Here is a 13,591-nt window from a genome sequence, read left to right as displayed (position 1 = left end):
GGTGGCGAGGGAGACCATGACGGCCCAGAGGGCGGGCTGGACGACGTCGACCCGGTCGTAGCCGGGTGCGCCCTCGGTGCCGCGCAGGACGTCGAGGAGGTTCCAGTCGGTGAACTCGGCGAGGGCGTCGGCGCATTCGGTGATCCGTGCGGCGAACACCGGCTCGCTGTCGAGGAGTTCGACGGCCATGCCGGCCCACTGCGAGCCCTGCCCGGGAAACACGAACACCGTGCGCCCGGTGACGTCCGCCGTACCGGAGGCGAAGTCCCCGAGGGCGCCGTGGAGTTCGGCGGTGGTGGCGCCGACCACCGCCGCGCGGTGGACGAAGTCGGAGCGGGACGAGGCCAGCGAGGAGGCGAGGTCGGCGGGGACGAGCGCCGGGTCGGCGGCGAGCAGCTCGCGCAGCCGCGCGCCCTGGTCCCGGAGCGCGGCCGGGCTCTTGGCGGAGAACGCCAGCGGAACCGGGCCGGTCGGCGCGCTCGACGGCTCAGGAGCCTCGTCCGACGGGGCCTCGACCGGCGGGGCCTGCTCCAGTACGACGTGGGCGTTGGTGCCGCTGACGCCGAAGGAGGAGACGCCGGCCCGGCGCGGGCGGCCGGTCTCCGGCCAGGCGCGCGCCTCGGTGAGCAGGTCGACCGATCCGGCCGTCCAGTCCACGTGCGGGGTCGGCTGGTCCACGTGCAGGGTGCGGGGCAGCACGCCGTGCTGCATGGCGAGCACCGTCTTGATCACCCCGGCCACGCCCGCGGCGCACTGGGTGTGGCCGATGTTGGACTTCACCGAGCCGAGCAGCAGCGGGAGTTCACGCTCCTGGCCGTAGGTGGCGAGCAGCGCCTGGGCCTCGATCGGGTCGCCGAGGGTGGTGCCGGTGCCGTGCGCCTCCACCACGTCGACCTCGGCCGCCGCCAGCCGGGCGTCGGCCAGCGCGTGCCGGATCACCCGCTGCTGGGAGGGGCCGTTGGGGGCGGTCAGGCCGTTGGAGGCGCCGTCCTGGTTGACGGCGCTGCCGCGGATCACGCCGAGCACCCGGTGCCCGTTGCGGCGCGCGTCGGAGAGCCGCTCCAGCATCAGCATGCCGACGCCCTCGCTCCACGCGGTGCCGTCGGCGGCGCCCGCGAAGGCCTTGCAGCGGCCGTCCGGGGCCAGCCCCTTCTGCTGGCTGAACAGCACGAACATGCCGGGGTTGGACATCACCGTCACGCCGCCGGCCAGCGCGGTGGTGCACTCGCCCTGGCGCAGCGAGCGGGCGGCCCAGTGCAGCGCGACCAGCGAGGAGGAGCAGGCGGTGTCGACCGAGACCGCCGGGCCCTCCAGGCCGAAGTGGTAGGCGATCCGGCCGGAGGTGACGCTGGAGGTGGTGCCGGTGCCCAGGTAGAGGTCCACGCCCTCCGGGATGTCCGAACCGGTGCCGTACAGCTGCGAGGTGGTGCCGACGAAGACGCCGGTCCGGCCGCCGGCCAGCGACTGCGGGTCGATGCCCGCGCGTTCCACGGCCTCCCAGGAGGTCTCCAGCAGCAGCCGCTGCTGCGGGTCCATCGCCAGCGCCTCGTTGGGGCTGATGCCGAAGAAGCCCGCGTCGAAGCCGGCCGCGCCGTCCAGGAAGCCGCCGTGGCGGGTGTAGCTGGTGCCGGCGGCGCCCGGATCGGGGTCGTACACCGAGTCGAGGTCCCAGCCGCGGTCGGTCGGGAACTCGGAGATCGCGTCGGCCTCGTCGACCAGGAGCCGCCACAGCCCCTCGGGGCTGCGCACGCCGCCGGGGAAGCGGCAGGCCATGCCGATGATCGCGATCGGCTCGTGGCGCTCGTCCTCGAGCTCCTTGAGCCGCCGGTGGGCCTTACGGGTATCGGCCACCGCCCGCTTGAGGTACTCGCGAAGCTGGTCTTCGTTGGCCATCTCAGATCACTTTCCTGCGGCGGAGTGGTGGCTGCCGGGGTCGTCCGGCTCCGGGGCGGGGCGCGGCCGCGTCCGGGCGTGTCCGGGGGGCCGCCGGGCCGTGCCCCGGAGGGGGCCGGCCCGGCGGCGCGGGGGGTTCCTGGATCAGTCCAGGGAGTCGACGAGGGCGAAGAGCTCGTCGTCGGAGGCGGCGTCGAGGTCGCTGTCGTCCCCGGCCAGGCCGGCCGCGGAGGCGTCCGGGCCGTCCAGGCGGTCGAGCAGGGCCCGCAGGCGCGGCGACAGGCCGTCGAGCGCGTGGCCGTCCGCCAGCCGCCGCTCCAGGGCGGCCTCCAGCCGGTCCAGCTCGGCGAGGACGGGCTCCTCCCGCGGTGCTCCCTCCCGGGGCAGCCGCCCGTCGAGGAAGCCGGCCAGCGCGGCCGGGGTCGGGTAGTCGAACACCAGGGTGGCCGGCAGCCGCAGCCCGGTCGCCTCGTGCAGCCGGCTGCGCAGCTCCACGGCGGTCAGCGAGTCGAAGCCGATCTCCTTGAACGCCCGGGTGGCCTGCACGGACTCCGCCGAGGCGTGTCCGAGCACGTCCGCCACCTGGGTGCGCACCAGGTCGAGCAGGGCCCGGGTCCGGTGCTCCCCGGTGAGGCCGGCGATCCGGCGGGCCGGGTCCTGGCCGGCGCCGGTCTCGGCGGCCCGCCGGCCGGTGGCGCGGACCAGGCCGCGCAGCATCGGCGGCACCTCCCCGCCCCGGAAGGCGGCCGGGTTCAGCCGGACCGCGACGGCCAGCGGGTCGGCGCCGGACCGGGCGGCGTCGAACAGCTCCAGGCCCTGCTCCGCCTGGAGCGGCGCCATCCCGCCGCGGGCCAGCCGGCCGAGGTCGGCCCTGCCGAGCCCGCCCGCCATGCCGGCGTGCGCCGGGTCGTCGAGCAGCCACGGGCCCCAGGCGATCGCGGTGCCCGGCAGGCCGTCGGCGCGGCGGCTGCGGGCGAGCGCGTCCAGGAAGGTGTTGGCGGCGGCGTAGCCGGCCTGTCCGGCGGCGCCGAGCACCCCGGCGACGGAGGAGAACAGGACGAAGGCGTCCAGGTCCCGGCCGGCCGTCAGCTCGTGCAGGTTGACCGCGCCGTCGACCTTGGGGCGCAGGACGGTGGCGACCCGCTCGGGGGTGAGGGCGTCGAGCACGCCGTCGTCGAGCACCCCGGCGGTGTGCACCACGGCGGTGACGTCGTGCGCGGCGAGCAGCGCCGCCAGGGCCGTCCGGTCGGCCGCGTCGCAGGCGGCGAGGGTGACCTCGGCGCCGAGCGCGGTGAGTTCGGCGGTGAGCTCGTCCGCGCCCTCGGCCCGGGGGCCGCTGCGGCTGGTGAGCAGCAGGCGGCGGACGCCGTGCGCGGTGACCAGGTGGCGGGCGACCAGCCGGCCGAGCGCACCGGTGGCTCCGGTGACCAGGACCGTGCCGTCCGGGCGCAGGGCCGGGGCGGTGGCGTCGCCGGTCGCGTCGGCGTCGGCGCCGGCGCCGGCCCGGGCCAGCCGGGGCGCGGAGACCGTGCCCCGGCGGACGACCAGCTGGGGCTCGTCGGTGGCCAGCGCGGCGGGCAGGACGGCGGCGGAGGCCTCGTCCCCGTCCAGGTCGACCAGGACGAACCGGCCGGGGTGCTCGGCCTGGGCCGAGCGGACCAGGCCCCAGAGCGGGGCGTGCGCGAGGTCCCGGAGGTCGGCCCCGGCCGCGTGCCGGGTGACGAACACCAGCCGGGAGTCGGCGAACCGCTGGTCGGCGAGCCACTCCTGGAGGAGGGTCAGCGCCCGGCCGGTGGCGGCGTGCACCCGCTCGGCGAGCGGGCCCTCGCCCCCGGCCGTCCAGGGCACCAGGACGGTGTGCGGGGCGGCCGCGTCGAAGGCGGCCAGGTCCGGCCGGCCCGGCAGGCCGAAGGCCGGCTCGCCGAGCACGGCCCAGTCGGCCGTGGCCGGGGCCGCCGGGAGCCGCAGCTCGGCCGGCTCGACCCGGTAGAGCGCGTCCCGGCCGCCCGTACCGGCCCCGGTGATCGCCTCCGGCGAGACCGGACGCATCACCAGGGACTCCACCGAGGCGACCGGCGCACCGGTGGCGTCGGCGATGGCGAAGGCCACCCCGCCGGTGCGGGCCGGGGTGAGCCGGGCCCGGACGGCGGCGGCGCCGGAGGCGTACAGCTCGACGCCCGTCCAGGCGAAGGGCAGCCGGCCGTGCGGGGCCTCGTCGGTGGAGATCCGCTCCAGCAGGGTGGAGGCGGCCATCGCCTGGAGTACCGCGTCGAACATGCCGGGGTGGATGCCGAACCGGGCGGCCGCCGTACGGCCCTCCTCGGGCAGTGCGACCTCGGCGAAGACCTCGTCCCCGCGCCGCCAGAGCGCCGTCAGGCCGGCGAACAGCGGCCCGTAGGCGAAGCCGGTCTCGGTGGCCCGCCGGTAGAAGCCGGTCAGGTCGACCTGCTCCGCGCCGGCCGGCGGCCAGGCCCGGAGGTCGAAGTCCGGGGCGCCGGCGCCGGTGCCGAGCACGGTGTCGGCGTGGTGGGTCCACTCGCCCTCGGGGGCGTCCTCCGGCCGCGAGTGCACGGCCAGCGGGCGCCGGCCCGCGGCGTCGGCCGGGCCGACCCGCAGCTGGAGCAGCACGCTGCCGGTGCGCGGCAGGACCAGCGGCGCGAGGTGGGTGATCTCCTCGACCCGGTCGCAGCCCACCTGCTCGGCGGCGTGCAGGGCCAGCTCGGCGTAGGCGACGCCGGGGACGACGGTGCGGCCCATCACCCCGTGCTCGGCGATCCACGGGTGGGTCCGCTCGGAGAGCGAACCGGTGAACAGGAAGCCCGTGCCGTCGGCCAGTTCGGCCATCGCGCCGAGCATCGGGTGCTCCGGCGAGCCGAGTCCGGCCCCGGCCAGGCCGACCGGGCCCCCGTCGTCCTCCAGCCAGTACCGCTCGCGCTGGAAGGCGTACGTGGGCAGCTCGGTCCGGCGGGCGCCGGGCAGCAGCCGCGACCAGTCGACCGCGGCGCCGCGCAGCCGCAGCGCGGCCAGCGCCTCGACCAGGGACTGCTCCTCGGGCCGGTCCCGGCGCTGGGCGGCGATCAGCGCGAACCCGGAGCCGGGCAGGCTCTCCCGGCCGGCCGCGGTGAGCACCGCGTCCGGGCCCAGCTCCAGGAAGGTGGTGACGCCCCGCTCGGCGAGCGCGAGCAGCGTGTCGTGGAAGCGGACGGCCTCGCGGACGTGCCGCACCCAGTACTCGGGGTCGGTGGCCTCGGCCGGCAGCGGGATCCGCGGCTGGTGGTAGGTCAGCGACTCGGCGACGGCGCGGAACTCCGCCAGCATCGGGTCCATCAGCGGGGAGTGGAAGGCGTGGCTGACCCGCAGCCGCCGGGTGCTGCGCCCGCGCTCGGCGAGCACGGCGGCGACGGCCAGCACCGGCTCCTCCGGCCCGGCGATCACCACGGCCTCGGGGCCGTTGACCGCGGCCAGCGAGACCTGCCCGGTGAGCAGCGGCCGGACCTCCTCCTCGGTGGCGCGGACCGCCACCATCGCACCGCCGGAGGGCAGTTGCTCCATCAGCCGGCCGCGGGCGGCGACCAGCGCGGCCGCGTCGGCCAGCGACAGCACCCCGGCGACGTGGGCCGCGGCCAGTTCGCCGACCGAGTGGCCGGTGACGAAGTCCGGCCGCGCGCCGAAGGATTCGACCAGGCGGTAGAGGGCGACCTCGACGGCGAACAGGGCGGGCTGGGTCCAGCCGGTCCGGTCGAGCAGCTCGCCCTGCTGGAACACCACCTCGCGCAGCGGCCGCTCCAGGTGCCGGTCCAGCTCGGCGCAGACGGCGTCGAAGGCGTCCGCGAACTCCGGGTAGGTGTCGTACAACTCCCGGCCCATGCCGGGGCGTTGGGCGCCCTGGCCGGTGAAGAGGAAGGCCGTCTTCCCGGTCGCGGCGGTGCCGCGCGGGCCGCGGCCGGCGGCCAGGGCCGCCAGGCCGTCCAGCAGGCCCTCGCGGTCCCGGGCGACCACCGCGCCGCGGTGCGGCAGCGCCGCCCGGGCGGCGGTCAGCGAGTGGGCGAGGTCCGGCAGGGCGGCCTCCGGGCGCTCGGCCAGGAAGGCGGCCAGCCGCTCGGCCTGGGCGGAAAGCGCCTGCTCGGAGCGGGCCGAGAGGAGGAACGGCAGGGCGCCGTGCCCGGTCGGGGCGGCCGGCGGGGGCTGCTCCTCGGGGGCCTGCTCGACGATGACGTGGGCGTTGGTGCCGCTGATCCCGAAGGAGGAGACGCCGGCCCGGCGCGGGCGGCCGGTCTGCGGCCACTCCCGCTCCTCGGTGAGCAGCTCGACCGATCCGGCCGTCCAGTCGACGTGCGGGGTGGGCTCGTCCACGTGCAGGGTGCGGGGGAGCACCCCGTGGTGCATGGCCAGCACCATCTTGATGATGCCGCCGACCCCGGCCGCGGCCTGGGAGTGCCCGATGTTGGACTTCAACGAGCCCAGCTGGAGCGGCAGTTCGCGGCCCTGGCCGTAGGTGGCGAGCAGGGCGTTGGCCTCGATCGGGTCGCCGAGCCGGGTGCCGGTGCCGTGCGCCTCGACGGCGTCGACCTCGGCCGGAGCCAGGCCGGCGGCGACCAGCGCCTCGCGGATCACCCGCTCCTGCGCGGGGCCGTTGGGGGCGGTGAGCCCGTTGGAGGCGCCGTCCTGGTTGATCGCGGTGGCCCGGACGACCGCCAGCACCGGGTGCCCGTTGCGGCGGGCGTCCGACAGCCGCTCGACCAGCAGCACGCCCACGCCCTCGGCGAAGCCCGTACCGTCGGCGGAGGCGGCGAAGGCCTTGCAGCGGCCGTCCGCCGACATGCCGCCCTGGCGGTCGAACTCGGCGAACAGGCCGGGCGTCGACATCACGGCCACACCGCCGGCCAGCGCCAGGTCGCACTCGCCGCGGCGCAGCGCGGCCGCCGCCAGGTGCAGCGCCACCAGCGAGGAGGAGCAGGCGGTGTCCACGGTGATCGCCGGGCCCTCGAGCCCGAAGGTGTACGCCACCCGGCCGGAGATCACGCTGGCCGCGCTGCCGTTGCCCAGGTAGCCCTCGACCTCGCCGGGGACGCGGCGCAGCCGCGAGGCGTAGTCCTGGCCGCTGGTGCCGGTGAACACGCCGACCCGGGTGCCGTGCACCGAGGCCGGGTCGATGCCCGCCCGCTCGAAGGCCTCCCAGGAGGTCTCCAGCAGCAGCCGCTGCTGCGGGTCCATGGCGAGCGCCTCGCGCGGGCTGATCCCGAAGAAGGCCGCGTCGAACTCGGCCGCGTCGTGCAGGAACCCGCCCTGGCCGCCGGGCTCCCAGCCGCGGTCGGCCGGGAAACCGGTCAGGGCGTCGCCGCCGGCCCGCAGCAGCCGCCACAGGTCCTCGGGTGAGCCGACCCCGCCGGGGTAGCGGCAGCCCATCGCGACGATCGCGATGGTGTCCTGGTCGCCGTCCCGGGCCGTCGCGCCGGTGGCCGCGGCCGGTCCCGCGGTCGCCGGGGCCTGCTCGTCGAGCAGCCGGGCGCGCAGGTGGCGGCCGAGCGCGGTCGGGCTCGGGTGGTCGAAGACCAGGGTGGCGGGCAGGCGCAGCCCGGTCGCGGTGCCGAGCCGGTTGCGCAGCTCCACCGCCGTCAGCGAGTCGAAGCCGAGGTCCTTGAACGCGCGGTCCGCGTCGATCGCCTCCGCCGAGCCGTGCCCGAGCACCGAGGCCGCGTGGCCGCGGACCAGGTCCAGCAGCAGCTCCGTACGGTCCGCCTCGGGGAGGGCGGCCAGCCTGCGGGTCAGCGCCGAGCCGCTCGGCCCGGACACCGCCTCGGCCTTGCGCCGGGCCGGGGCCCGGAGCAGGCCGCGCAGCAGCGCCGGGACGGGGCCCCGGCCGCGCCGGGCGGACAGGTCGAGGTCGGCGGGCAGCAGCAGCGGCTCGTCCAGCAGGGCGGCCGCGTCGTACAGGGCCATGCCGAGCTCCGAGCCGAGCGGGGTCATGCCGCCCTCGCTCATCCGCTCGACGTCCCGGGCGTCCAGGTGCCCGGTCATGCTGCTGCGCTGCTCCCACAGGCCCCAGGCGAGCGCGGAGCCGGCCAGGCCGCGGGCCCGGCGGTGCTGGGCGAGGGCGTCCAGGAAGGTGTTGGCGGCGGCGTAGCCGCCCTGGCCCGCGCCGCCGAGCACACCGGCGGCGGAGGAGAACAGGACGAAGCAGGCCAGGTCCCGGTCGAGCGTCAGCTCGTGCAGGTTGAGCGCGCCGTCGACCTTGGGCCGCAGCACCGCGTCGATCCGCTCCGGGGTGAGCGAGCCGATCACGCCGTCGTCGAGCACCCCGGCGGTGTGCACCACGCCGGTGAGCGGGTACGCGGCGGGGATGTCCGCGAGGACGGCGGCCAGCCGGTCGCGGTCGGCGGCGTCGCAGGCGGCGACGGTCACGGTGGCGCCGAGGGCGCGGAGTTCGGCGGTGAGTCCGGCCGCGCCGGGGGCCTCGGCGCCGGTCCGGCTGGTGAGCAGCAGGTGGCGGACGCCGTGCTCGGTGACCAGGTGGCGGGCGAGCAGGGCGCCGAGGGTGCCGGTGCCGCCGGTGATCAGCAGGGTGCCGTCCGGGTCGGGGGCGGGCGGCACGGTCAGCACGACCTTGCCGGTGTGCCGGGCCTGGCTGACGTACCGGAAGGCGTCGACCGAGCGGCGGACGTCCCAGGTGGTGATCGGCAGCGGCCGCAGCACGCTGGCCTCGAACAGGTCGACCAGCTCGGCGAGCATCGCGGCGATCCGCTCCGGGCCGGCCTCGAACAGCTCGAAGGCGCGGTAGGCGACGCCGGGGTGCCGGGCGGCGACCTCCTCGGCGTCCCGGATGTCGGTCTTGCCCATCTCGACGAACCGGCCGCCGCGGGGCAGCAGGCCGAGCGAGGTGTCGACGAACTCCCCGGCCAGCGCGTTGAGCACGACGTCCACGCCGCGCCCGCCGGTGGCCGCCAGGAACTCGCGGCCGAAGTCCAGCGTGCGGGAGCCGGCCAGGTGGGCGTCGTCCAGGCCGAGCGGCCGCAGCGCGTCCCACTTGCCGGCGCTGGCCGTGCCGTACACCTCGGCGCCCAGGTGGCGGGCGAGCTGGACGGCGGCCATGCCCACGCCGCCGGCGGCGGCGTGCACCAGGACGGACTCGCCGGGGCGCAGCCCGGCCAGGTCCTTCAGCGCGTAGTAGGCGGTGAGGAAGACGATCGGGGTGGACGCGGCCTCGGTGAAGTCCCAGCCCCGGGGGATCCGGACCAGCAGCCGGTGGTCGGTGACGGCGGTGGTGCCGAAGGAGCCGGCGAACATGCCCATCACCCGGTCGCCGGGGGCGAGTGCGGTGACGTCCCCGGCGACCTCCAGGACGACGCCGGCGCCCTCGTTGCCGAGCAGGCCGGCCTGGCCGGGGTACATGCCGAGCGCGTTGAGCACGTCGCGGAAGTTGAGGCCGCCGGCCCGCAGGGCGACCCGGACGTGGCCGGGGGCGAGCGGCTCCAGGGTGTCCGGGCAGGCGGCCAGGACGAGGTTGTCCAGGGTGCCGCGGCCGGTGGTGTCCAGCCGCCAGGGCTCGCCGGCGGGCGGGGTGAGCGCGCCGGAGGTGGCCGCGCGGGCCAGCCGGGCGGCCAGCACCGTGCCCTCGCGCAGGGCGAGTTGGGGCTCTCCGGTGGCGAGGGCGGCGGGCAGCGCGGCGGCCGAGGCGGCGGTGCCGTCCAGGTCGACCAGGACGATCCGGTCCGGGTTCTCGGACTGCGCGGAGCGGACCAGGCCCCAGAGCGGGGCGCAGGCCAGGGCGGTGACGGCCTCGCCGGGGTGGGCGGCGACGGCGCCGCTGGTGGCCAGGACCAGGCGGGACCCCGCGAAGCGGTCCTCGGCCAGCCAGGCCTGCAGCAGCTCCAGCACCCGGTGGGTGACGGCGCGGGCCTGCTCGGCGGTGCCGCCGTCGGCCGGCGCGTCGACCGGCACCAGGACGGTGGCCGGCACCTCGGCGGGCAGCGCGTCCAGGCCGTCGGTCCGGTACGGCTCGACGGTGTCCTCGGGCAGCGGGACGGCGGTCCAGTCGATCCGGAACAGCGAGTCGGGGGTGGCGGGCCGGGCGGCCGTGCCGGCGGCGCCGATCGGGCGCAGCACGAAGGAGTCGGCGGTGGCCACCGGGGCGCCGGACCGGTCGGCGACCAGCAGCGAGACGCTGTCCCGGCCGGTGCGGCTGAGCCGCACGCGCAGCTCGGCCGCGCCGGAGGCGTGCAGGGTCACCCCGCTCCAGGCGAACGGCAGCAGGTTCAGGCCCTCGCCGCCGTCCACGGCGCAGCCCAGCGCGTGCAGGGCGGCGTCCAGCAGCGCCGGGTGCAGCCCGAAGCGCTCGGCCCGGGAGCGCTGCTCCTCGGGCAGCCGGACCTCGGCGTAGATGTCGTCGCCGTCCAGCCAGGCGGCCCGCAGACCGCGGAAGGCCGGGCCGTAGCCGAGACCGCCCGCGGCCAGCCGCTCGTAGTAGCCGTCCAGGTCGACGGCGGTGGCGCCGGCCGGCGGCCACGCCGTCAGGTCCTCGGCGGCGGCCGGTGCGGCGGCCTGGGCGAGCCAGCCGCTGGCGTGCCGGACCCAGGGCGCGTCCAGCGGCGCGTCCTCCCGGAGGGAGTGGACGGTGACCTCGCGCCGGCCGCTCTCGTCGGCCGGGCCGACCCGCACCTGGAGGGCGATCCCGCCGGTCTCCGGGAGCACCAGCGGGCTCTCCAGGGCGAGTTCGTCGACCCGGTCGCAGCCGGCCTGGTCGCCCGCGTGGACGAGCAGGTCGAGGAAGGCGGTGCCCGGCAGCAGGACCGAGCCGAGCACGGCGTGGTCGGCCAGCCAGGGGTGGGTGCGCAGCGAGAGCCGGCCGGTGAGCAGCAGGCCGTCGTCGTCGGCGAGGGTGAGCGAGGCGCCGAGCAGCGGGTGGTCGGCGGAGCCGAGGCCGAGGTCGACGGCGTCCCCGTTGGAGGCGGTGGCCTCCAGCCAGTACCGCTCGTGCTGGAAGGGGTAGGTGGGCAGGTCGGTCCGCCGCGCGCCGGGGAAGACGGCCGGCCAGTCGACCGTGCGCCCCCGGACGTGCAGGGCGGCGAGCGCCGAGCGGAACCGGGCGGGGCCGCCGTGGTCGCGGCGCAGGGTGCCGGCCGCGACGGCGGTGGCCTCGGCGGCGTCCAGGGTGTCCTGCACGGCGGAGGCGAGCACCGGGTGCGGGCTGACCTCGACGAAGAAGGCGTGGCCGTCGGCGGCGAGGGCGCGGACGGCCTCCTCCAGCCGGACGGTCCGGCGCAGGTTGCGGTACCAGTACGCGGCATCCAGCCGGACGGTGTCCAGCCAGGCGTCGTCCACGGTCGAGTAGAACGGCACCTCGGAGGTCCGGGGGGCTACCGGGGCGAGCAGGGTGAGCAGCTCGTCCTGGATCCGCTCGACGTGGGCGGAGTGCGAGGCGTAGTCGACGGGGACGCGGCGGGCGTGGACGCCCCGGGCGTCGAGGGCGGCCTGGAGCTCGTCCAGGGCGTCGGCGTCCCCGGCCACGACCGTGGATGAGGGGCCGTTGACGGCGGCGACGGAGATCCGTTCCTGCCAGGGGGTGAGGTCGATCTCCCCGACGGGCTGGGCGACGGAGACCATGCCGCCGGCTCCGGCGATGGCGGTGATGGCCTGGGAGCGCAGGGCCACGACCCGGGCGCCGTCCTGGAGGGAGAGCGCGCCGGCGACGGTGGCGGCGGCGATCTCGCCCTGGGAGTGGCCGATGACGGCGTCGGGCTGGACGCCGTACGCCTGCCAGAGGGCGGCGAGGGAGACCATGACGGCCCAGAGGGCGGGCTGGACGACGTCCACCCGATCGTAGCCGGGGGCGCCCTCGGCGCCGCGCAGGACGTCGAGGAGCTTCCAGTCGGTGAACTCGGCGAGGGCGTCGGCGCATTCGGTGATCCGGGCGGCGAACACCGGCTCGCTGTCGAGGAGTTCGACGGCCATCCCGACCCACTGCGAGCCCTGGCCGGGGAAGACGAAGACGGTCTTGCCGGTCACGTCGGCCGTGCCGGAGACCAGTCGGGCGGGCTCCTCGCCGGCCGCGAACGCCTCCAGGGCGGCGGCGAGTTCGGCGCCGTCCGCGGCGACCACGGCCGCGCGGTGGGCGAACTGCGTGCGGGAGACGGCGAGGGAGAGGCCGAGGTCGGCCGAGGCGGCCTCGGTGTCCAGGTGGTCGCGCAGGCGGCGGGCCTGGTCGCGCAGGGCCTGGTCGGTCTTGGCGGAGAGGAGGAAGGGGAGCGCGCCCGGTGCGGGAGCCTCGTCGGCGGGCACCTCGTCGGCGGGCTGCTCCTCGGGGGCCTGTTCGAGGATGACGTGGGCGTTGGTGCCGCTGACGCCGAAGGAGGAGACGCCGGCCCGGCGCGGGCGGCCGGTCTCCGGCCACTCCCGGGCCTCGGTGAGCAGTTCCACCGCGCCCGCCGACCAGTCCACCTGCGAGGACGGCGCGTCCACGTGCAGGGTCCGCGGCAGCAGGCCGTGCCGCATGGCCAGCACCATCTTCATCACGCCGGCCACCCCGGCGGCGGCCTGGGTGTGCCCGATGTTGGACTTCACCGAGCCGAGCAGCAGCGGCCGTTCGCGGTCCTGCCCGTAGGTGGCCAGCAGGGCCTGGGCCTCGATCGGGTCGCCGAGCCGGGTGCCGGTGCCGTGCGCCTCGACGGCGTCCACGTCGGTGGTGGAGAGCCGGGCGTTCTCCAGGGCCTGGCGGACGACCCGCTGCTGGGAGGGGCCGTTGGGGGCGGTCAGACCGCTGGACGCGCCGTCCTGGTTGACGGCGCTGCCGCGGACCACCGCGAGCACGGGGTGCCCGTTGCGGCGGGCGTCGGAGAGCCGCTCCAGCAGCAGCATGCCGGCGCCCTCGCCCCAGCCGGTGCCGTCCGCGGCCTCGGCGAACGCCTTGCAGCGCCCGTCCGAGGCGAGCCCGCGCTGCTTGGAGAACTCCACGAAGGACAGCGGGGTCGACATCACCGTGACCCCGCCCGCCAGGGCGAGCGAGCACTCGCCCTGTCGGAGCGCCTGGACGGCGAGGTGGAGGGAGACCAGCGAGGCGGAGCAGGCGGTGTCCACGGTGACCGCCGGGCCCTCGAGACCGAAGGTGTAGGAGATGCGGCCGGAGACCACGCTGGCGCCGATGCCGGTCGCCAGGTACCCCTCGGCCGCCTCCGGGGCCCTGGTCACCAGCGCCGCGTAGTCCTGCCCGTTGGTGCCGGCGAAGACGCCGGTCCGGCTGCCGCGCAGCGACCGCGGGTCGATGCCGGCCCGCTCGAAGGCCTCCCAGGAGGTCTCCAGCAGCAGCCGCTGCTGCGGGTCCATGACCAGTGCCTCGCGCGGGCTGATCCCGAAGAACCCCGCGTCGAACCGCGAGGCCCCGTACAGGAACGCGCCCTCGCGGACGTACGAGGCGCCGGTGCCGTCGGCGTTGCCGCCGAGCAGCCGGTCGGTGTCCCAGCCGCGGTCGGCGGGGAACCCGCCGACCGCGTCACGGCCGTCGGCGAGCAGCCGCCACAGCTCCTCGGGTGTCCCGACGTCGCCGGGGAAGCGGCAGCTCATCGCGACGATCGCGATCGGCTCGTGCTCCGCGGCCTCCAGCTCGCGGACCCGCTGACGCGTCCGCCGCAGGTCTGCGGTCACCTTCTTGAGGTAATCGACGACCTTGTCATCCGTCGGCATTGCACACCTTCCAGGCAGCGGTTGT

Annotated in this window: 2 protein-coding genes; both read right to left on the bottom strand. The window is 77.0% G+C overall.

Annotated elements, in window-relative coordinates; all coding sequences use genetic code 11:
- Window positions 1–1,893: type I polyketide synthase (locus ACWDD9_RS42410; RefSeq protein WP_449814610.1), on the bottom strand; the 1,893-nt coding region annotated here is incomplete at its 3' end.
- Window positions 1,894–2,037: 144 nt separating this feature from the next.
- On the bottom strand, window positions 2,038–13,566 hold the full coding sequence (locus ACWDD9_RS42405) for an SDR family NAD(P)-dependent oxidoreductase (protein ID WP_449814609.1): 11,529 nt from the start codon (window positions 13,564–13,566) through the stop codon (window positions 2,038–2,040).
- Window positions 13,567–13,591: the final 25 nt, after the last annotated feature.

This window comes from Kitasatospora sp. NPDC001119 (assembly GCF_053598475.1).
Note: the sequence above shows the minus strand (reverse complement) of the source record. Positions and strands in the feature narration are given on the sequence as shown.

Coding starts and splice junctions, on each gene's coding strand:
- ACWDD9_RS42405 (WP_449814609.1), bottom strand. CDS start 13,566: ATGCCGACGGATGACAAGGTCGTCGATTACCTCAAGAAGGTGACCGCA.